At 36.2% G+C, this 20,226-nt stretch carries 24 protein-coding genes; 20 read left to right on the top strand and 4 right to left on the bottom strand.

Features of this window, described 5'->3' with window-relative positions; translation table 11 throughout:
- Positions 1-34: 34 nt before the first annotated feature.
- The 11 genes from QSJ81_RS11310 to QSJ81_RS11260 all read left to right on the top strand — a co-directional run bounded on the left by QSJ81_RS11310 (position 35) and on the right by QSJ81_RS11260 (position 7,459).
- Complete coding sequence (locus tag QSJ81_RS11310) at positions 35-364, top strand: hypothetical protein (RefSeq protein WP_285717494.1); 330 nt, start codon at positions 35-37, stop codon at positions 362-364.
- A 22-nt stretch (positions 365-386) separates the two neighbouring features.
- Positions 387-632, top strand: coding sequence for a hypothetical protein (locus QSJ81_RS11305; RefSeq protein WP_285717493.1), 246 nt, complete (start codon positions 387-389; stop codon positions 630-632).
- A 27-nt stretch (positions 633-659) separates the two neighbouring features.
- A complete protein-coding gene (locus QSJ81_RS11300) occupies positions 660-962 on the top strand; it encodes a DUF7660 family protein (protein WP_285717492.1) in 303 nt (100 codons plus the stop codon).
- Between the two features lie 33 nt (positions 963-995).
- Positions 996-1,271, top strand: a complete 276-nt coding sequence (locus tag QSJ81_RS11295; protein WP_285717491.1) for a hypothetical protein — start codon at positions 996-998, stop codon at positions 1,269-1,271.
- 194 nt (positions 1,272-1,465) lie between these two features.
- Positions 1,466-1,777: a DUF7336 domain-containing protein gene (locus QSJ81_RS11290; RefSeq protein WP_285717490.1), complete on the top strand. Its 312-nt coding sequence runs from the start codon at positions 1,466-1,468 to the stop codon at positions 1,775-1,777.
- Positions 1,778-1,780: 3 nt separating this feature from the next.
- A complete protein-coding gene (locus tag QSJ81_RS11285; protein WP_285717489.1) occupies positions 1,781-2,002 on the top strand; it encodes a hypothetical protein in 222 nt (73 codons plus the stop codon).
- A 316-nt stretch (positions 2,003-2,318) separates the two neighbouring features.
- On the top strand, positions 2,319-3,101 hold the full coding sequence (locus tag QSJ81_RS11280) for a hypothetical protein (protein WP_285717488.1): 783 nt from the start codon (positions 2,319-2,321) through the stop codon (positions 3,099-3,101).
- 77 nt (positions 3,102-3,178) lie between these two features.
- A complete protein-coding gene (locus QSJ81_RS11275) occupies positions 3,179-3,508 on the top strand; it encodes a hypothetical protein (RefSeq protein WP_285717487.1) in 330 nt (109 codons plus the stop codon).
- A 713-nt stretch (positions 3,509-4,221) separates the two neighbouring features.
- Positions 4,222-5,238, top strand: a complete 1,017-nt coding sequence (gene namA, locus QSJ81_RS11270) for an NADPH dehydrogenase NamA (protein ID WP_285717486.1) — start codon at positions 4,222-4,224, stop codon at positions 5,236-5,238.
- Between the two features lie 88 nt (positions 5,239-5,326).
- Positions 5,327-6,172: an aldo/keto reductase gene (locus tag QSJ81_RS11265; protein WP_285717485.1), complete on the top strand. Its 846-nt coding sequence runs from the start codon at positions 5,327-5,329 to the stop codon at positions 6,170-6,172.
- Positions 6,173-6,628: 456 nt separating this feature from the next.
- Positions 6,629-7,459 (top strand): helix-turn-helix domain-containing protein, encoded by an 831-nt coding sequence (locus QSJ81_RS11260; protein ID WP_285717484.1) that lies wholly within the window; start codon positions 6,629-6,631, stop codon positions 7,457-7,459.
- Between the two features lie 147 nt (positions 7,460-7,606).
- Here QSJ81_RS11260 and QSJ81_RS11255 read toward each other — a convergent pair whose 3' ends face one another.
- Positions 7,607-8,674: a hypothetical protein gene (locus QSJ81_RS11255; protein ID WP_285717483.1), complete on the bottom strand. Its 1,068-nt coding sequence runs from the start codon at positions 8,672-8,674 to the stop codon at positions 7,607-7,609.
- 439 nt (positions 8,675-9,113) lie between these two features.
- Between QSJ81_RS11255 and QSJ81_RS11250 the strand changes: the two genes are divergently transcribed.
- On the top strand, positions 9,114-9,338 hold the full coding sequence (locus QSJ81_RS11250) for a hypothetical protein (protein ID WP_285717482.1): 225 nt from the start codon (positions 9,114-9,116) through the stop codon (positions 9,336-9,338).
- On the top strand, positions 9,292-9,597 hold the full coding sequence (locus QSJ81_RS11245; protein WP_285717481.1) for a hypothetical protein: 306 nt from the start codon (positions 9,292-9,294) through the stop codon (positions 9,595-9,597). Before QSJ81_RS11250 ends, QSJ81_RS11245 begins: the two co-directional genes overlap by 47 nt.
- A 353-nt stretch (positions 9,598-9,950) precedes the next feature.
- Here QSJ81_RS11245 and QSJ81_RS11240 read toward each other — a convergent pair whose 3' ends face one another.
- The 3 genes from QSJ81_RS11240 to QSJ81_RS11230 form a co-directional block, all read right to left on the bottom strand.
- A complete protein-coding gene (locus QSJ81_RS11240; protein WP_285717480.1) occupies positions 9,951-10,322 on the bottom strand; it encodes a hypothetical protein in 372 nt (123 codons plus the stop codon).
- Between the two features lie 28 nt (positions 10,323-10,350).
- Positions 10,351-10,920 (bottom strand): nitroreductase family protein, encoded by a 570-nt coding sequence (locus tag QSJ81_RS11235; RefSeq protein WP_285717479.1) that lies wholly within the window; start codon positions 10,918-10,920, stop codon positions 10,351-10,353.
- 125 nt (positions 10,921-11,045) lie between these two features.
- Complete coding sequence (locus QSJ81_RS11230) at positions 11,046-11,555, bottom strand: hypothetical protein (RefSeq protein ID WP_285717478.1); 510 nt, start codon at positions 11,553-11,555, stop codon at positions 11,046-11,048.
- An 839-nt stretch (positions 11,556-12,394) separates the two neighbouring features.
- Here QSJ81_RS11230 and QSJ81_RS11225 point away from each other — a divergent pair.
- The 7 genes from QSJ81_RS11225 to QSJ81_RS11195 all read left to right on the top strand — a co-directional run bounded on the left by QSJ81_RS11225 (position 12,395) and on the right by QSJ81_RS11195 (position 20,221).
- Complete coding sequence (locus QSJ81_RS11225; protein ID WP_285717477.1) at positions 12,395-13,906, top strand: YifB family Mg chelatase-like AAA ATPase; 1,512 nt, start codon at positions 12,395-12,397, stop codon at positions 13,904-13,906.
- 55 nt (positions 13,907-13,961) lie between these two features.
- Positions 13,962-14,468 carry a YqeG family HAD IIIA-type phosphatase gene (locus QSJ81_RS11220; protein ID WP_285717476.1) on the top strand — a complete coding sequence of 169 codons (507 nt, stop codon included), beginning with the start codon at positions 13,962-13,964 and terminating at the stop codon, positions 14,466-14,468.
- Positions 14,469-14,511: 43 nt separating this feature from the next.
- On the top strand, positions 14,512-15,357 hold the full coding sequence (locus QSJ81_RS11215) for a shikimate dehydrogenase (RefSeq protein WP_285717475.1): 846 nt from the start codon (positions 14,512-14,514) through the stop codon (positions 15,355-15,357).
- A gap of 224 nt (positions 15,358-15,581) precedes the next feature.
- Positions 15,582-16,163, top strand: a complete 582-nt coding sequence (locus tag QSJ81_RS11210) for a pilus assembly protein PilP (protein ID WP_285717474.1) — start codon at positions 15,582-15,584, stop codon at positions 16,161-16,163.
- Complete coding sequence (locus QSJ81_RS11205) at positions 16,160-17,395, top strand: secretin GspD/PilQ domain-containing protein (RefSeq protein ID WP_285717473.1); 1,236 nt, start codon at positions 16,160-16,162, stop codon at positions 17,393-17,395. The genes QSJ81_RS11210 and QSJ81_RS11205 overlap by 4 nt, the downstream gene beginning before the upstream one ends.
- Positions 17,396-17,486: 91 nt before the next feature.
- Positions 17,487-19,172 (top strand): GspE/PulE family protein, encoded by a 1,686-nt coding sequence (locus QSJ81_RS11200; protein WP_285717472.1) that lies wholly within the window; start codon positions 17,487-17,489, stop codon positions 19,170-19,172.
- A complete protein-coding gene (locus QSJ81_RS11195) occupies positions 19,172-20,221 on the top strand; it encodes a type IV pilus twitching motility protein PilT (protein WP_285717471.1) in 1,050 nt (349 codons plus the stop codon). The genes QSJ81_RS11200 and QSJ81_RS11195 overlap by 1 nt, the downstream gene beginning before the upstream one ends.
- The last annotated feature ends 5 nt before the right edge of the window (positions 20,222-20,226 follow it).

Genomic DNA, 20,226 nt, shown 5'->3' with positions numbered 1-20,226 from the left:
AGAAAGTAGACGTAAGTAAAACGGAGGAAGGTAAATGATAAGGCCGGATGTTGAAGTTCTTTTTACTTTTCTAAAAATCGAAGAAGGTGGAAGAAAATATCCATGTTGTTCAGGTTATAGACCAGCTCATTTGATTAAAGATGACTATCTAACAACTGGAGTTCATCATTACCATGATAAACAAGAGGTTGCCCCCGGTGAGTCTGTTACTGGTACAATTACTTTTATTTCTCCAGAAGCGTATCCGCATTGCCTTTGGGAGGAGAAAGTAATGAATATTCAAGAAGGTAGCCATATAGTTGGATATGCTAAAGTTACAAAAATATTTAATGATCTTTTAAATATAAAGAACATGGTAAGGTAATATCATTGGAGGAAAAATGTGAATGACTACACCAATAAAGATTTGCCTTCGCGAAAAATGCTTTATGTGGAGGGAGAAAGATGATTTATGCGCCCCAGGCCTTCATTCTTCTCTTAGCGAAGCTTTGAAAGTAGCGATAAGAGTCGACGAAGGGAGCTGCAGATTACCAGATAGCTTTGGAGTTGCTTGTATCCGTGATTGGATTGGCGTGGGAGTGGATTTGAAGATTATTTTGAACCAAATGATGCAAAATTATATTAGCGAATAAAAAAAGAATTACATTGGAGGAACCTCTATGTCCGAAAGCATTCATTCGCATTTATTAGTCGACCAAGTGTATGATGAAACAACCTTTCTGATTTTTCTTAAAGCATTAATGGACGACCGAATAGATGAGGTAGAAAAGGAAAAAGTTAGTCCATCTTCACCATATGGAGCCGGAGCTAATGGTTGGCAAAATGATACAATAGAAGGGTTCTTAGAAGCTGCAATTGCGTGGGCGGAGGATTCTAAACCAGGGATCGGAGATGTTGAGAGTCAAACTAATGCATGGAAAAGATGTGCTCTCATTTTATACATGGGGAAAATGTATGAGTAAAGCGACAAGACTGTAATATAAAGAGGCTTTTTAATGGAGAGAATGAAGGTTAATTTTGTATATCCCATAAAAGAAAAACAACAATTGTATCTTGCTCTTGATATAAATATAGAATTCAATTTTATTAAATTTAAACCAATTTATCTTTATTTTGGAAATAACAAGGTTAAAATTAAATTTGCTTGTTTAAGTAATATAAATGGTAAGCCGGTCATTGCTGTAGTTCTTGATGACTCTCGGTATTTTAAAGTTGAAGAAATAGGAATATTAGAGCATGAAGAAATGTTTATTGAATGTGAGAAAATATGAAGGTATATTAGGCTCAAGATTTTGTGAGAAGTAAAGGCTAAAAATCAAAATGAAAGCGAGGTCAGTGGACGTAAAAATCCGCTGACCTCTCTTTTTGCATAATTAAAGGAAGAAAAGGTTTTTTGTAGAAATTGAGAAACTAGTATTGAATAATAATATTGGAATGTTCTTATATATGCTATAAGGAGATAAATATGGCGATTGTTTATTTGTTACAACATAGCTATGAAATAGAAACAAAATCGGGAATTTTTGATGAAACAAAACTAATAGGAATTTTCTCTTCTAAAGAAAAAGCGGAAAAGGCTATAAAAAAGTTTCTGGATTTAAGAACTACCCTGAGAACTTCTATGTTGATCAGTACGAACTTGATAAAAGGCACTGGGAAGAAGGTTTTATTACTTGGGGGGAACTATAATCAATGCAGGATAGTTAAGTTAAGCATGGCAGATTCAATTACTCATTCAATCGAACTTCCTAATCCGCTTAATATGGGAGACTATTAATTAATGAAAAAAGAAGGATTGCGAAATCTTTTACAATTAAAGAAGGTACCCGATTATTACTATAATCTTGATAATGTTGGAGAGATTGATCAGAAAGTTTGCCTAGAGTTTGATGGTAAAAGCTGGATCGTATATTATAGTGAACGGGGTAAAATGTTTGATTTGGTTAAGTATCAAACAGAGGATAAAGCATGTCGTGATATATTAAGCAGACTGGTTAATTAAGGTTTTAAAGTCTATCTAATAAAGGAAGTTCCATACCAATAAAAGTCTGGACTAAGATTTGGAGATGTAATAAAGAGCGAGGTCACCGGACGTAAAAATCCGGTGGCCTCTCTTTTTTGTATTCTAAACATAAAACTTATCATCATTTAAGTTGTAAAGTAAATATCCATACTTAGCTATACCTTTAAGTAGAGGTTTCAATCGGAGTTTTGTATTATGATAAGTGTAACCCTTTAAGGATACATTTAGTTTTAGTGCAAATGAGAAACAAGCAAATATGAGTTCAAATGTCGTTTTTTCGAGTGGAGGATTACTTATGTACTGGTTAATAGAGATTGTACTAGTTATTATTGTGGTTCAAGTTTTGCAGGGCGGTTTTTTTGTTTATTTGCTTTTGCGTGAGTTGAGAGATATGTTTGCACGTTATCGAAAAGAAGGCGTTATTAAGCAGAATAAATTAAAATATACCATAGAGGAGAATCAAGAGATATCTTTAAATCATATAGAACTTATCGAAGGTGGGTATGATCGAAGCCTAGTTTTTCCGTCTACAGTATTTGTAGATGTAAATACTTCTGACTGCGTACGAAAAATCTGTTTAGATGATGATGAAATCGTAAAACTTGCTAAAACTCATTTAAATCAAATAAATATATCTACAAAATGGGATTTTGATAAAAAACTAATTTCGATAACTCCCCAAATTAATGACGAAATGATGTGCATTACATATGATCCAGTAGGTAAATATGCATTGACACCATATTTGCCGAATGTATTAGGCTTTATTACATTTGCTGTTTTTGGGGTTGGACTATATTTTCATATTGTAGCTTCTTATGCGCTTTTTGCAATACTTGCAATAATTTGTTTTATACCACCATTTTACAAACAAGTATCAGTTATGATTAATAGTGAAGGAATACAAATAAAAGATGAAAATGGTGAGCGCTTTATAGGCTTCAAGGAAATTTATAAAGTTGAAAAAAGTATATTTCGCATGAAAATTATAACGAAGAATAGTGAAGTAGTATATTTTCCGAAGGCTTGCTATTTATTGCCTGAATTTATTGCCGAAATGACAAAATGTGAAGTATAGGTTGATATACTAGTGGTTACATATGAAGTAGATTTAAATATAAGACGATGTGATTGATAGAAAAGGTAATGATAAATATGAATTTTAGTAAAAAAGAAATAGAAGAAATTAAAAATATCAATTTTCATGATGCATTCGTAGCGAAGATTATTTGTGATTATGATAACGGAACTGTTGAACTGCCTATAATTATGGATGATAAAGGGCGATATAACGCATTGTTGAAATTCGAAAATGTGGTATACGTAGAAGTTAATCGAAAGGAACCATGGGGACCGGGGATTAATGTTATTTCATTAGATATAGAAGAGGTTGAAGGAGATTTATTAAAAGTAAATATTGTACTTAGCTCTGGAGATGAAATAAATATTACAGCACCTATAATGATTTATTCTACGGACGATTAGAAAATGTAGGTAGGTGCCAGGGAGACAAGCCAGGGGGACGGGGTTGTTGACACGCTCCTAGTCTAAGACAGCGCAGATGATCAAATGAATCGAGGTCAGTGGACGTAAAAAATCCACTGACCTCGCTTTTTTTGCCCTTAAACCTAAACCCAGCCCGCAATGATCTACGCTACAGCCAATACCTACCTATATGCAATCTTTCAACTACCCACAAGCATACACAACCGATACTGACCTTTGTCCGATTGCCTTATAAAACAATATTAAGGTTAGATTGAGGCTAAAATGACAGGTACGCACTGGACTTTTAATTCGAAAAAAGTATCATTGTTAATGGCAAAAAGAATCTTATCAACGGTGTTTAATTTGAAAGAAGAAGGGTTTGACCTCGGAAGGGTTTACAAAGACTGAGAAACGTTTCCCGCTTGCTAGGGCAAGAATCTATGTCGATATATATGGCTAAACGTAGGTGAATGCTATTATGAAGAGCCGGATGCCTTAATAGGGCACGTCCGGTTCCGTGAGGAGGGTTAGACCGAGAGGTCTACCTCTACTCGACCTTGAGTCGTTAAACTCCGTTTAACCATTGATTTTACACAATACTTACTTTCTTGAAATTATATGAAAAAAATATCACTACTTCCCAAAGTATAGTATGAATAATATAATGGCAATAAGCAAAGCAAATTTAAATAAAAGAGGAGAGTATAATTATGAATACTTTTAAAAATTACGTTTTAAAAAATTTAAACTTAAAGAACAGAATAGTTATGCCACCAATGTGCATGTATTCTTCCGACGAGACTGGCATAGTAAATGATTTTCACTACACCCATTATGTTACAAGAGCTATTGGAGAAGTAGGTCTTATAATAATTGAATCTACAGGAGTAGTTGAAAATGGAAGGATAACAGACAATGATTTAGGGATTTGGGATGATAAGCATATAGACGGACTAAAAAAAATTGTTGGTGGTGTTAAAAAGCATGGTTCTAAAATTGCAATACAATTAAATCATGGTGGAAGAAAATATACAGGAACAGCTAGCCAAGCTGTAGCTCCAAGTTCAGTTAAATTTGATGAAAAAAGTACATTACCTAAGGAATTAACTAAAGATGATATTAAAGAAATTGTATTAAACTTTAAAGAAGCAGCTAAAAGAGCAGATAAAGCGGGATTTGATGCTATAGAAATACATGGAGCCCATGGTTATTTGATACATCAATTTCTATCACCATTATCAAATTTAAGAGAAGATGAATACGGTGGAGATATAAAAAATAGAACCAGATTTCTTAAAGAAATATTACAAGCTGTAGAGGAAGTATGGTCAAAAGAAAAAGCAATTTTGCTTAGAGTATCAGCTTATGATTATAAAGATGGCGGAATAACATTAAATGATATGATTGAAATCATAAACGAAATTAAAGAATATATAGATATAGTGCATGTAAGTACTGGAGGATTAATTCCAGCAGAAATTAATGCATATCCAGGATACCAAGTGAATTTTTCAAGTACAATTAAAGAAAAATGTAACATTCCTACAATAGCTGTTGGATTAATTACAGATGTTAACATGGCTGAAGAAATAATATCAAATGACAGAGCAGATTTGGTTGCAGTTGGTAGGGAACTTTTAAGAAATCCATACTTTGTGCTAAATGAAGCAAAAATTAGAAACTTAGATATTGATTATCCAGAACAATATAAGGGTGCTTTCAAATAATATTCTGCAAAATGCCATGGACATTTTTGGGTTCAGCATCCAGGGTTGCCAATAGAAAATTAAAATTGTCATAAAAAGGAGTGTCTGCATGATGGATAAAACAGTTTCAAAAGTATTGCTAAACGATGGTCTTGAAGTCCCTGCCATTGGCTTTGGAACTTATAAGTTAAATGGCGCAGATGGAGTGAATGCGATTAAAAATGCAATTGACATAGGCTATCGGTTGCTTGATACTGCATTTAACTACGAAAATGAGGGAGCGGTAGGTGAAGCTGTTCGTCGAAGTTCAATACCAAGAGAAGAACTATTGATTTGCTCCAAGCTGCCGGGACGCCATCATGCTTACCAGGAAGCGATACAAACGATTCAAGAGTCACTCTATAGAGGGGGGGTGGAATATTACGATCTATATTTGATTCACTGGCCAAATCCCAGAGTGAACTTGTATGTTGAGGCCTGGCAGGCTTTAATAGAGGCTAAAAAGCAAGGGTTAATCCGCTCCATCGGTGTTTGCAACTTTTTACCGGAGCATATTGACCGATTAATAAAAGAAACCGATGTAAAGCCTAGTATCAACCAAATTGAGCTTTACCCTTATTTTAATCAGGAAGAACAGCGCCGTTGGCATACGGAACATGGCATTGTAACACAATCCTGGAGCCCTTTAGGGCAGGGTAATAGTGTATTGGAAAATGAAAAAATTGTTGACATTGCCAAAGCGTATCGAAAATCTACCTCTCAAGTGATTTTGCGTTGGCATATACAGTCTGGAGCAATTCCGATTCCAAAAGCATCTTCACAAAAACATCAGCGTGATAATTTAGATATTTTTGATTTTCAATTGACAGAAGAAGAAATGATCGTCATTTCCGGATTTACCACGGAAACAGGACGCACTTATAATCAAGACCCGAGGACATACGAAGAGTTTTAAATATTTATAAACTAGGGCAGAATCTTTTGGGGAGTCAAACTTAGTAGGTCTCACGCAGAAATAGGGGATAGCTCCATTTAGTCGAGAAGCAAGGAAACCAAGGAGGCGAGAAACTGTCTCAAAACTAAGCGATGTATAATAAAATTGCCGTTTGCCCCTATATGGAGAACCGTAACATTGGTAACGGTGATAAAATAATGAGAAAAACGCAGCCTATCCATTAGTGGAGCAAGGCTGTGTCTTTTTTATTTACTCATATTTTTGCATTTCGTTGCAAAATATGGTTACTGCAGGGGGTGATTTTTTGTTTTAAGAAGATTTGTTAGCCTACGTAAGAATTCAACCAGTAGTTGAGTCTCCTTCGGGTGTCTGCAACTACACTTCGGTAGACTTTGATATCTGTCCAAGATACAATGATATCATCAGTACTGATATTATTGAAGAGGAAGATAAATCATGATTAACGATAACGAGATTGGGCGACGTATTGCACTGCTGCGAAAAGGAAGAGAATATACTCAAGAACAAATCAGCTTTATTTTGAATGTCACCCCGCAAGCGGTTTCTAAATGGGAAAAAGGTAATGCTTTGCCAGATATCTCATTGCTGCCGATCTTAGCAAAGACGCTAGGGGTGTCAATTGATCGTTTGCTTACAGGAGGTAGTATAATGGAAAAAACAAGCCCGTATGATGGAGAATATAAAAAAGAAGAATTTTATTGGGGACTACAGCATTCTTTGCTTGCAGAGCAAATTGCAGAAATCATGCAAGATAAGGCCAACAAACGTTTATTAGATATTGGTAGTGGAGAGGGGCGAGATGCTATCTATTTTGCCCAATGCGGCTATCAGGTAGATGCGTTGGAAATCTCAACTCCTGGCATAGAAAAAATCAAGCAGTATAGTCATTTGTCAGGCTATGAAGTTAATATTCTTCATACCGATATGATCGGATACGAATTCAAAGCTTCTTATGACGTAATTTATTCTCATGGTTCACTTCAATTTTTACCACTGGATCAACGGCAAAATCATTTTGAAAAATATAAACGGCATACATGCGTTGGTGGACTTAACGCACATTTTATCTTTGTTGAAAAGCCGTTTATCAAGGTTGCCCCTGATTGGGAAAAAGACGAGTTTTTCTATCTATCTGGTGATTTGGCTAGGTATTACCACGATTGGGAGATACTTCGGTGTGAAGAACAAATTATAGACTGCAACTCCGCAGGTATACCCCACCAGCATGCGATACATAGTATAATCGCTAGAAAAATAGAAGCGTAATTACTATAGGTTTTCTGACTCACTCAAACAAGCAATCTTTAGTAAAAAGAAGACACAGCCCATCCATTAGTGGAACAGGGCTGTGTCTTTTCTATCTAATATAAATGTCAGTCGATTACAAAATACAATCTTCACTCAAAGAACAAGTTATTGTAACGTATCTATTAATTTAAGTTCTGAACCATCTGCAAATTTTAGAAATTGCGGTTGTATTTGTACAGTTAATTTATTTACAGGTGTATTAAACAAATCTGCATCAGATTTGATAAAAGGATTTATCTCTTTTCCCCAATTAATAGTACTTACTTTTCCGGGATATGTAGAACCAGCTGATCGCATTATGTTTTTAAAGAGTATTTTTCCTTCCTGATTTTTAACTTCAATTAGCATTCCGATTTCTTTTATATCTTTTGGACTTAAAAATGTAATATTTGTAGGGAATCTAACTGCTTTTGAATATGGTCCGTTATTAACCGGAACAATTTGAATGCTATCAATTTTTATTGCTGCGTTCATTTCATTGATAATTGGTTTATTCAGCTCAGCAAGCTTATTTTTTTCCAACTCTTCAAGTTTGAGCATAAATGCACTTAAATTGTTTATTTCTGCTATTTGCCAATAACCATCCATTTCCCTCATTTTAAGTTCCAAAATAACATCTGAATTCAGTTTAGGATAAAATAATTTCAATCCTACAATCGCTATCTTACCATCTTTATTTACGTACTCTATCCCTTTGAAATCAACAGATCCGCCACCATTATTCTTATAGATGTCATTAATTGAAAAATTAGGTGTGGATTCATTTTTATTTTTGGGTTGATTATTCTTCGGTTGAGTCTCTGTGCTACCTTTTTCAACGTAAGAGCGTATCTGATCTTTTGCCATTAAGACAAACTGTGGTTTTAACATCTTTATTAACCCTGCAGCAAAAGCGTTCGTTTGCTCGTCTTGTACTTCATTTTTATTATTTACTTTTGAATCTAATACCTGATCAATTACACGAGAGACCAACGTTTCAATATCAACATGTTTTTCAAATTTTTGTAGATCGTGGGTTTCGACAGCGTCTTTAATGATTTTTAAGGAATATTGGGGAGTTCTTAACCAATACCAGTAACCAAAACAGCTAATGAATATAACAGTTACCAATGCAAATATAAAATACTTTTTCTTATTGTTGGGGGACAGCGCCTCTTTTACAATATTATCCATTAAAATTCCTCCTACTACTGTTAATGTGTTTTTAACTATCACTTATGGGAAAACAGCTATTTAAGATAAATAATTAATTAATCCTTTCTATAAGATGAAATAATTTAACCTAATAAGAAATTACCTACTATATTACTTTATATCCTTAATCAGGAAAATCCTCTAAAAATGATATTTTAAATCATAAATTTACATATTAATGCAAAATATGGTTTTTCTCAAAGATTGGCAGGGAAGAAGGAGAATTAAGAGAATAATTACATAAAACGTAATTCATTCTAATTGTTTAATTAAAAAGATTCTTATGGTTTATAAAAAGGGTAAATAATAAAGTAAATACTTTAAATTATTTCTCGCTAAAAAATATTTGAATGTTTGTGGTAAGAAAGTCAAAGGAAAAGAGAAGTAGGATGATCCTGCTCTGGTTGGGAGGCGATTTATGGATGTCTTTGTGGATGAAAACGGTTGTTGGAAGATAAGGGGTGAGTCTACTGGTTTAGACTATGAAAAGGTATTAATTGAGTATTTAGGAATTATACATCCCTTATTTTGTCAAGCCAAAGAGATTTCAGAATTTGATTATCTTCAGACTCTATTAGGAATTAGGAGTATGGAAGATGCAGGTTGGAATCCATTTAAAAGCACGACTAGACCATCTTGTTGAAAGCCATTTAGAATTTTATAAGGAATCTGTTGTGATTCCTGCTCCCCTTGGATTCTCTGCAAATTCTGAAGCAAAGGTACGGGTTATTGTTCGTGAAGGAGAAGGAGCAATAGGACTGATGACCGAGTTGACGAAAAAACAGGTGTCTGCTGGGTATATCCGTGCTAAATTGATCCGCTTCTATCCAGAAGAGGAGGAATTGGTAGAGAGGCATGTACATACTTTACCGCCAAGACCGAAACTTTATAATGATAAATAGTTAAATTCGTATAAAGGAAACTTTAAATATCACTACCTAAATTAAAATCCTTACTCAGCCTCACTTTATTAGATTAATGACGTAGTCTAGTACTATATCTGATTTACATCCTATATCCAAGCAATTCTACAATTCCTTCCTCCCAGGCATACCTAACAAGATCATTATCATAATCAGATCTGCAAACCTCTTCATCAAACAACAATAGCCAAGCAAACTTATTTGCCTCTCGCTAAAAGCGACTGGAGAGGGAGGTATGTATAATCGTGAAAAGCTCCCAAGTAATAAAACTAATAAGCCACAGCCTACCCATTAGAGGATTAGTGCTGTGGCGTTTATCATTTTACTGTAGTTCAATTTTCTAAACGAAGCCAGCTTTTAAGTTCAGCCACCTTGCTTTTTCCATATTCTCCTGTTGATTCAACATGGTAAGAGATGTTTGTAATGTTTTTTAGTAAATATGGGTGTATTTCTGTCGTATTAGCAGCCCTATATACTTCAAACAAAAGCTGAAAGCATTCAGTAATTACATAAACTTCATTCTGTTTAAGAATCAGATCGATTACCTCTGGTAATAAATTATAAGCTGCTACTGGTTCTAGATTGCAGGTTATTTCCGTACGGAGATCATGGAAATACCATTCATTATCTTGAAATTTTTCTTGCCAGTTCGTAATTTTATCATTATCATTATTTCTTTTAAGCTTGTAGATATAATCATTCACCTACCTAATTGATTATAGCCTAAAGAACCTATAACTTCTCCCACTCTGTAACATTTCTCCATGCTTGACGCGGCCGCGGATTAGGTGATTGATTAGCATAGCCGATAGCCAATGCTGCAACAAGCTCATCACCACGATTTAACCATGAACATATTTCACGTTCAGAGTAAAAAATATCACAAATCCAAAGAGTTCCAAGTCCAAAATCTTGTGAAGCTAAAATCATCGTTTGAATAGCTGCACCAATCGACTGAGTATCAGTTAGTAGCCTGTAGTGATTATAATCTTTTTCGGAGTTAGAGAAAGCATTAAATACTAAGATTACTACGGATGCCTGATCCATTGCATGAATGCTTCCTTCACAACTTCCAATATCTAAGCCTTGTAACTTTCGATGATTAGTAACGTCAGTCATGATGTTAACTAATTCATCTTTTCTTTTATCTTGTAATACAACAAATCGCCATGGCTGACGATTCTTTCCTGAAGGTGCTTTCATGGTTAGTTCCAGAATTGCTTCTATAGTTTCCTGTGGTATTGATTTATTCTGAAATTCTCGAATACTTCTTCTATCTGTAATTGCCTTTAGTGTATCCATGCTATTCCTCCGATTGACTGAACTTGCCTTAAATGGTATAGGGGAGTCATACAAAAAAGTGATAAGACACAGCCTATCTATTAGTGGAATAGTACTGTGTCTTTTGTTAGCGTATCAGTTCACAACTATTTTATAATTTTAATGCTAGAGATGATTTGGTCAATGGTTTCTCGATCGGTTTTTAAGCTATCATACTCTCCGATAATATGGATATCATATTGGTAATCATTACTATATAAAAAATAATGCAATTGATATCGAGCTTTTTGTAAACTTGGTCCCGAATAATGATGTAACATAAACCTTGAATCGCAATGGTCGATTAGCAATGCCCCTTTATCTTCTATGCTCCAAGTTAATTTTGATATCTTATTTATATTCAAAGCACCTTTTTCTAAATTAATAGCAAGTTCATCTAAGCTTTCCTCAGGGCGTGGTTTTACATATATGGAAGCGCTAAAGTGAAAATCACTGCGGTGGGAAAGTATGCCTGTATCAAATAACTTTGTATCCCAATTAGTAGGCAGAGATACAGATAGATAGTCTGACATGGCATATGAAGTAAAAGTCTGAGCAAAAACTGTTGTAGATAACCAAAAGAGGGAAGCTAGCAATATAAATGGTATTTTTTTCATATTAATTCCTCCGATAAGCTGTATAGAAGACAATTGGGATTTTAGATTAATAAACCTTTAGACATCCTTTGGAAGGGAGTTGATTCTACTGATTTTGTTGCAATATATAAGGTGATAGATAGTAACTTAAGTTTAACCCAAAAGCACCCCTCGTGGTGCTTTTTTTATGTGGTAAATTTCTTATTCCTAAGCTTTTTTTGCAAATTCAACACAAGATGTGTTCAAAAGTAAAATGTCATACAAACTGTGCCAGCAATCAAGATAACGAATTCACACGCACTATATCACATTAATTCGGCACGTTGTCGTCGAGATAGAACCATACCAAAATAGCAAAAAAAGAAAAACTTCGTCTTGGTACTGCTCATACAATGAGTATTAGTGAAAATGAGAATATTATATTTCCCAAACCAGCATCAAAGTAGCAGGATGTTATTTTTTTTAGGGGAATATTGTATCTAGGTGTAATTGTGAATAAGGTTAGACAGGAAATATTGAGGAGCAGGTGGCTAGATTATTACCTCGAGGTGGATATGATATACTAGAACGAAAATATACGTAGAATTGGCGAAAGAGATATCCTTGCCAGCTATGGTGATGTTAAAGGAGGAAAGCCAATTTATTCTCTTCCCTCGAGAAACATCATTTAATGCCATACATTTATTGAATATGATCAATGATCTGGAATGCGGTGCAATTTTACCTGATAACCTTAGAGTTTATTTAAAACCTATACATTAAACACCTGATTGATATGATGGTTGGTAAAATTTGTGATACAATTGATATTAACGATTTATTTCCTAGATGGAAGGTGAATAACTTACGGAGGTAACTTTGTGTTTTCGCAAACATTTGGCTCAACCACTTTAGGATTGAATGGTGTTCTTATTACAGTAGAAGTAGATATATCCAATGGACTGCCAGCATTAGATATTGTTGGTTTACCCGATACTGCTGTCAAAGAGTCGAAAGAGCGTGTACGGGCAGCAATAAAAAATTCAGGTTTTGAATTTCCTTCCCGACGTATTACAATTAATTTAGCACCGGCTGATCTAAAAAAAGATAGCTCGGGACTAGATTTACCCATTGCCATTGGTATCCTAGCGGCCAGCGGGCAAATTATTTCAAAACATTATCAGCAGTATGTATTTATCAGTGAATTATCCTTAGAAGGTAAGCTACGAGGTATCTCAGGGGTATTACCAATGGCGATTCATTGCTCTGAGCAAGGAGTAAATCAAATAGTTGTTGCCTCTGATAATTCTCAAGAAGCCTTGCTGGTGGATGGGTTAATGGTTTATTCCCCTAATAACTTAGCTCAATTAGTTAACCATTTAAATGGACAAGATCCTCTGACAACTGAAAAGCAAAAGTCTTTTACCAATTTGGGAATCAATAATTATGAGGATTTTGCTGATGTGCAGGGGCAATTTGTTGCCAAAAGGGCCTTGGAAGTTGCAGCCGCGGGTGGACATAATTTATTAATGGTAGGGCCACCAGGCTCCGGAAAGACTATGTTAGCTAGACGCATTACTTCTATTTTGCCTACCATGTCGACCCAAGAAGCACTAGAAGTTACAAAAATATATAGCATTGCCGATTTACTACACAGTCATACAGGATTGGTAACGACAAGACCATTTCGCAGTCCCCATCATACTATTTCTGCTGCTAGCATGGTAGGTGGTGGACGTATCCCTCGCCCCGGAGAAGTTACATTGAGCCATCATGGTGTATTATTTTTAGATGAGTTAGCTGAATTTCCAAGAACCGTTTTAGAAGTATTACGCCAGCCCTTAGAAGATGGGCAAGTTACAATTTCGCGAGTTAATGCTTCTTTTTCTTATCCAGCAAAGCTGATGCTTCTAACGGCAATGAACCCTTGTCCGTGCGGATTTTTGGGTGATAGTAATAAGGGGTGCTCCTGTAGTATTGGTGATATTAATCGTTATCGCAAGAAAATCTCTGGTCCTTTACTCGATCGCATGGATATACATGTACATGTACCACGCTTAGAATACACAGAAATGACGACGACTGTACCCACAGAATCCTCTGCTATTATCCGCCAACGGGTGATAGAAGCAAGAACGATTCAGTATGCTCGTTTAAAAAAGTATAATTTATTTTGTAATGCCCAAATGAGTCATAAACATCTTAAGACTGCTTGTCACATGACGCCAGGAGCACAGTTAATCCTTAAACAGGCTTTCGAAAAAATGAATTTAAGCGCACGAGGATATGATCGTATACTAAAAGTAGCTCGTACAATTGCAGATTTAGCAAAAACAGACGAAATAGCAGAAATGCACATTGCAGAAGCCATTCATTTTCGTAATAATATATAGGATTTTTCGTAAGAGGAAAGTAAACAATCCCTAATTATATGGAGGTACAGATTCTTTGTATAGTCTTTTATGTCCAACCTTAATTTATAATTCCTTACACGACATTGAATACAATCATTTAAAAAGCCTAGGTATTAGAGGGATCATTTTTGATTTGGATAATACCATCATTCCTTGGGATAGCCAAGAAATGTCACCTGAAATTATCACATGGCTAAATACCTTACTAGCTGAAGGCTTTAAAATATGTTTTTTATCAAATAATATGGGGAAAAGGGTGAAAGGTATAGCCACTATTTTTAATGCACCCTTTGTATCTAGAGCTTATAAACCTGCGAAGGCAGGCTTTCGCCAGGCAATCGCAACAATGGAATTATCTCCAAACCAAGTGGCTGTTATCGGTGATCAATTATTCACTGATATACTTGGTGGTAATCGTTTAGGTCTAGTTACCATTTGGGTTAAACCTCTCAGTTCAAAAGAATTCATTGGTACCAAAATTACCCGTCGATTAGAAAAATTGGCTGTAGGATTATTAAAAGCTAAAGGGTTATTAAAATAGATTACATATATTTCCAGGAAATATCCAGAATGGAGGTAAGGTTATGATTACCAGCAAGACAAAAAAAATAGGTATTTTAGGATGGCCTTTGGGACATTCCTTATCCCCCCTCATGCATAATGCAGCTTTTACAGCACTCAATCTCGATTATGTTTATGTACCATTACCTGTTCAACCAGAAAATTTGGCTCAAGCTGTGGCTGGTTTAAAAGCTATGGACTTTACTGGTGCAAACGTCACCATACCACATAAGGTTGCCATTATGTCTTACCTTGATGAAATTGATCTTAGTGCCCAACTTGTGGGAGCGGTAAATACAATACTCATAAAAGAAGGAAAATGTATTGGCTATAATACGGATGCCCAAGGATTTATCCAATCGCTAACAAGAAATAATGTAACTATAATGGATAAGAAAGCCGTTATTATGGGGGCTGGTGGCGCAGCAAGAGCTGTCGCCTCTGGTCTCATACAAAATGGAATACAACAAATCACCATTGGCACAAGAAACCCTCTAAAGGCACAGGAATTCACTTGCCTTTTTCCAAATTTTAAAAACTTATTAGGCTGTAACTGGCGAGATAGTACATTTACTAACCAAGTTAAGGAATGCGATATTCTTATTAACTCGACTCCCATTGGTATGTCAGCTAATGAAAAAGAAGAGCTGCCTATTCTATGGGAGAATGTAAATAAGGATGCTGCTATCTGTGATTTAATATATAATCCACCAATGACTGCTTTTTTAAACGCTGCTCAAATTCGTGGCTATAGGACCATTAATGGAGCAGGAATGTTGGTAGAGCAAGGGGCCTTAGCATTTGAATTATGGACAGATAAGCAAGCACCACGTACTATTATGTCGAAAATTGTATTGAAATATATGTAAAAAATAACAAAATCCACTAGCTATAAAGCAGGAATTCACAAAATTGGTTAGAATATACATAATTAGGACATGAAGGCTTGGGTCCCAGGACCCAAGCCTTTGTTTTGAAATATAATAATAATAAATAGTATTATATTTCAAGTTGTCGCAATTATCAGCAAATTGTTTTAGTAAATAAGAGAAACATTGCGAGTTTCTGATTTGTATAGTAGGGGTGGACAACTTTGGAATTTTCGGATCAAATTGGAAAATTTACCGCCAAACAACGTCTAGGCATAATTCTAGGAGTGGGAAGCATCGCATTTATCATCACAATGTATATAACACCCACCGAAGTAGTAACGGCCCCTGCTATTCCTAAGCAAGCAAATACGGAAGTTGTTAAGAGCTCCTCCAATAAGGCTATTATGATTGTTGGACAACAGAGTAGTCAAACAAACCAAGTATTTCGTGATCCTTTCTGTATACCTTCCGAATTTCAAGAGAAAACACCTATTACTAACAACGTAAGAGATCAGGGATATTCAAAGGTGTCTAGTTCAAATAGAGAACTTACCGCGAGTGAAAAACTAACTGCTCCAATTAAAGCCAAAGAATCTGTTACACTGACTGGTATTGTTAGTACTGATAATCAGCGTTTAGCAGTTATTCAATCAGCGAACAAAAGTAAAGCCTACCAGTTATATGAATTTATAGGTGCATACCAACTGGTTGCGATTCAGGATGATACTGTTATTCTTAAAGATAATGATAGCCAGCTAGTTTTACCCCTAGAAACTCCCGGGAAAAAAGGAGGAAGAAAATGAGATACAAGATATTTATATGTATGTTCGTACTTTTTCTCTCTATAGGGATAGGGATTTCTAGAATGTCAATGGCAGCTCCTCAAAGTATTAATCTTAACTTTATGGACGAAGATGTGCGTGTAGTCCTACATACTCTTGCCACAATTGGTAATGTTGATATGATTATTGATGATTCGATCAAAGGTAATATTACCATGAAAATTAATAACATAACCTTTGAAAATGCTTTGGCCTTAATCACTTCTGCCAAGGGAATATCATACCGAAAAATAGGTGATTCCTACATTATTGAACCTGCTGATATGGGTATAACAGAAGTCTATAAACTTCATTATATTCGTGCTGTTGATATAAAAAAATCTCTAGAACCTATTATGGGAAGTCTCAAACTAAAAGCAGAGATAGATGAAGTATCAAACTCTTTACTTGTTAGTGGTTCACCTACAGGTTGCGCTCGCATCAAAACCTTATTAGCGGATCTTGATACTCCACAACAACAAGTAACCCTTGAAGCGAAAGTAGTAGCCATTAATAAAGCTAAAACAAAAGATTTAGGAATTGATTGGTCATGGGATGTAACACCCCAGTATCCTGAAGTTGAAACAACAGATGAAGTGCGTGATAGTAATGGGAATGTAACTACACCAGCAAAGACCACAATTACTCGGACAGCACATAAAGGTACTATTAGATTTGGTAGTAGTCCGGTAGGAGTTCCCTATGAATTCTACTATCAGGCAAAGATCAATGCTCTTGTTAGTAATGGTAATGCTAAAATTTTGGCAAGTCCCAAAGTAACTACCATTAATGGTAAGGAAGCGCGTATTTTAATTGGTGATCACATTCCTGTACTCACAGAAAAAACAGAAAACGGTAAAACAACCACTACTGTAGAATATGTTGACGCAGGTATTAAACTTACTTATACCCCCACCATTACTGCTGAAGGTACTGTGACTGCTAAAGTTCGTACGGAAGTGAGCACGCCAACTTTAGTATCTGATATCAAAAATTATCGGATTACTACTCGCGAAGCTGAAACCACGGTCTGTATGAATGATGGTGAGACAATGGTTATTGGCGGTCTTATTGGCAGCGAAGAATCCAAAACCAATAATAATGTACCTTTCTTAAGTGAACTCCCATTAATTGGGACATTATTTAAAAGTGTGCATAATTCGAAAGCAGAAACAGAAGTAATTATATTTTTAACAGCACACACTACTAAATAATGCAAGTGAAATCTTACACTAACTCTATGCATTTAATCATAATATGAATGTGTTTGCTGTTCGGTTGCTTTTATGAATAGGTAGGTGGAAAATGAAACGAAAAAGACTGGGAGATTTGTTGCTTGAGACAAATCTAATCACACAACAACAATTAGAAGAAGCATTGAAGATTCAAAAAAAGGATAATAAACGTCTAGGTAAAGTATTGAGCGACCTTAATTATGTATCAGAAGATGCTATGATTCAAGTTCTTGAGTTTCAATTAGGCGTGCCTCATGTAGATTTATCAAATAATGTAATAAAACCAGCAACGGCAGCTCTTATTCCAGTGAACTTAGCAGAACGACACCAGGTGATTCCGATAAAAATAGCTGGTAATAAAATCACCTTGGCTATGGTTGATCCTACTAATTTTTATGCTATTGATGACATTCGTATGGCTTCTGGTTTTGATGTAGAACCAGTTATTGCCACGGAAAAAGATATTTTACGAGCCATAAGAGAATCTTATGGTGTCCAAGATTTAGTGCAAAAGGCTGTCAATAATATGCGACCAGAAGATATGACATTAACAGCCGAACTCCAAACAGCAGATGATGCGCCTATTATTAGTTTGGTCAATTCTCTTATGAATCAAGCTATTAAAGACATGGCTAGTGACATACATATTGAACCACAAGATAAGACACTGCGAGTGCGCTATCGTGTAGATGGCATGTTAAGAGAAGTTGGCAGTTTTCCACGAGATATTCATCCTGCAATTATTGCTAGAATTAAAATTATGAGTGATATGGACATTGCGGAGAAGCGATTACCCCAGGATGGCAGGATCAAAGTGAAAGAAGCAAACCATAATGTGGACGTAAGAGTATCAACTTTGCCTACCATTATGGGAGAAAAAGTTGTCATGCGGTTATTAGATCAGAAAGCAGTTATTTTGGATCTGAATAAACTTGGCTTTTCCCCTGAAAACTTTACTCTGTATCACAAATTATGTTCCCATTCCTATGGCATGGTTTTAGTTACGGGTCCCACTGGATCAGGAAAAACGACGACTCTCTATTCTACGTTAAAAAAGGTGAATTCACCAAGTAAAAATATTATTACTCTAGAAGATCCTGTAGAGTATCGTTTGACTGGTGTAAATCAGGTACAAGTCAATCCTAAAGCAGGTCTTACCTTTGCTAGCGGACTCCGGTCCGTGTTGCGCCAAGATCCCAATATTGTGTTAGTGGGCGAGATACGTGATAGCGAAACTGCGGACATTGCGATTCGAGCGGCCTTGACTGGTCATCTAGTCTTTAGTACTTTACACACGAATGATGCAGCAGGAACCATCACTCGTCTACTGGATATGAATGTTGAGCCTTTTCTTGTAGCTTCATCCGTCTTAGGGGTCGTAGCACAACGATTAGTCAGATTAATATGTCCCGAGTGTAAGGAAGTTTATATTCCTAAACCGAATTCTTTAGAACGGCTTTTCTTAGGTATTGGACCCGACTCACACATTACACTGCATAGGGGAGTAGGCTGCGCACGTTGTAACCATACAGGCTATCGGGGACGAATGGCCATTCATGAACTTATGCCCATAACCGCTGAAATACGAGAAGCGATTAATCGTAAAGCTTCTAGTGACGAAATTAGTAGCATTGCCGTTACACAGGGTATGACTACTATGCGCCGTGATGCGATTCAAAAAGCCTTAGCTGGTCTAACAAATGTTCAAGAAGTGATGCGTGTGGCCTATGCTGAAAGTAACGGGGAGGAACCCTAATGGAAAAATTATTACATCAAGCCGTAAAAAACGGGGCTTCGGATTTACATATTACGGTAGGGGTACCACCTATATTGAGGATCAATGGTAATTTGGTACGGACAGAACACAAGGTGCTGACAGTCAAGGATACGGAGGAATTATTTTTCTCCATTACCAAACCAGAACAACAGTTGTATTTTAAAGACCATGGTGAAATTGACTTTTCTTTTGCTATTTTCGGTCTAAGCCGTTTTCGGGTAAATGCCTTTCGGCAACGTGGTTCAACGGCCATTGTCATTCGTGTTGTAAATGAAGCTGTGCCTACCTTGGAAGAATTAGGGCATCCGCCAGTGCTTAAGACTCTAGCTTCTCAAGCTAGGGGGCTGGTTCTTGTTACTGGGCCTACTGGTAGTGGGAAATCTACAACGTTAGCGGCAATGATTAATCTAATCAACAAGGAAAGATCTTGCCATATTCTGACCTTAGAAGATCCGGTCGAATACTTGCATAAACACAATCAGTCTATTGTAAACCAACGTGAAATGCATTCGGATACCAAATCCTTTGCAATTGCTCTAAGGGCTGCACTACGGGAAGATCCTGATGTTATTTTGGTAGGGGAAATGCGTGATTCTGAAACAATAGCTACTGCCATTACAGCAGCAGAGACAGGACATTTGGTATTTGCCACTCTGCATACTGGCAGTGCCGCTCAGACCATTGACCGTATCATTGACGCTTTTCCCGCTCATCAACAGCAACAAATTCGTATTCAACTTTCTGTCACATTACAAGGAATTGTTGCCCAGCAACTTTTACCTCGCATTGATCAACCAGGTAGGATCGCTGCGTTAGAAATACTAATTGCCACACCTGCAGTACGCAACATGATTCGGGAAGGCAAAACTCATCAGTTAACTTCAGTGATTCAAACGGGAGCAAAGTTTGGCATGCAACCAATGGACATGGCTCTAATAGATTTATATCGACGTGGAATTGTATCTTATGGGGAGGCAGTCATGCGCGCTATTAATGAGGAAACCTTCGCTCGTCTCGCCAATAGTTAAAAAGG

It is taken from the genome of Pelosinus sp. IPA-1 (assembly GCF_030269905.1).
Lineage (GTDB): Bacteria > Bacillota > Negativicutes > DSM-13327 > DSM-13327 > Pelosinus.
Note: the sequence above shows the minus strand (reverse complement) of the source record. Positions and strands in the feature narration are given on the sequence as shown.

Bases quoted from the DNA above. Each gene is read 5' to 3' on its own strand.
- QSJ81_RS11310 (WP_285717494.1), top strand. From the start codon at position 35: ATGATAAGGCCGGATGTTGAAGTTCTTTTTACTTTTCTAAAAATCGAA.
- QSJ81_RS11305 (WP_285717493.1), top strand. From the start codon at position 387: ATGACTACACCAATAAAGATTTGCCTTCGCGAAAAATGCTTTATGTGG.
- QSJ81_RS11300 (WP_285717492.1), top strand. From the start codon at position 660: ATGTCCGAAAGCATTCATTCGCATTTATTAGTCGACCAAGTGTATGAT.
- QSJ81_RS11295 (WP_285717491.1), top strand. From the start codon at position 996: ATGGAGAGAATGAAGGTTAATTTTGTATATCCCATAAAAGAAAAACAA.
- QSJ81_RS11290 (WP_285717490.1), top strand. From the start codon at position 1,466: ATGGCGATTGTTTATTTGTTACAACATAGCTATGAAATAGAAACAAAA.
- QSJ81_RS11285 (WP_285717489.1), top strand. From the start codon at position 1,781: ATGAAAAAAGAAGGATTGCGAAATCTTTTACAATTAAAGAAGGTACCC.
- QSJ81_RS11280 (WP_285717488.1), top strand. From the start codon at position 2,319: ATGTACTGGTTAATAGAGATTGTACTAGTTATTATTGTGGTTCAAGTT.
- QSJ81_RS11275 (WP_285717487.1), top strand. From the start codon at position 3,179: ATGAATTTTAGTAAAAAAGAAATAGAAGAAATTAAAAATATCAATTTT.
- namA (WP_285717486.1), top strand. From the start codon at position 4,222: ATGAATACTTTTAAAAATTACGTTTTAAAAAATTTAAACTTAAAGAAC.
- QSJ81_RS11265 (WP_285717485.1), top strand. From the start codon at position 5,327: ATGATGGATAAAACAGTTTCAAAAGTATTGCTAAACGATGGTCTTGAA.
- QSJ81_RS11260 (WP_285717484.1), top strand. From the start codon at position 6,629: ATGATTAACGATAACGAGATTGGGCGACGTATTGCACTGCTGCGAAAA.
- QSJ81_RS11255 (WP_285717483.1), bottom strand. From the start codon at position 8,674: ATGGATAATATTGTAAAAGAGGCGCTGTCCCCCAACAATAAGAAAAAG.
- QSJ81_RS11250 (WP_285717482.1), top strand. From the start codon at position 9,114: ATGGATGTCTTTGTGGATGAAAACGGTTGTTGGAAGATAAGGGGTGAG.
- QSJ81_RS11245 (WP_285717481.1), top strand. From the start codon at position 9,292: ATGCAGGTTGGAATCCATTTAAAAGCACGACTAGACCATCTTGTTGAA.
- QSJ81_RS11235 (WP_285717479.1), bottom strand. From the start codon at position 10,920: ATGGATACACTAAAGGCAATTACAGATAGAAGAAGTATTCGAGAATTT.
- QSJ81_RS11230 (WP_285717478.1), bottom strand. From the start codon at position 11,555: ATGAAAAAAATACCATTTATATTGCTAGCTTCCCTCTTTTGGTTATCT.
- QSJ81_RS11215 (WP_285717475.1), top strand. From the start codon at position 14,512: ATGATTACCAGCAAGACAAAAAAAATAGGTATTTTAGGATGGCCTTTG.
- QSJ81_RS11205 (WP_285717473.1), top strand. From the start codon at position 16,160: ATGAGATACAAGATATTTATATGTATGTTCGTACTTTTTCTCTCTATA.
- QSJ81_RS11200 (WP_285717472.1), top strand. From the start codon at position 17,487: ATGAAACGAAAAAGACTGGGAGATTTGTTGCTTGAGACAAATCTAATC.
- QSJ81_RS11195 (WP_285717471.1), top strand. From the start codon at position 19,172: ATGGAAAAATTATTACATCAAGCCGTAAAAAACGGGGCTTCGGATTTA.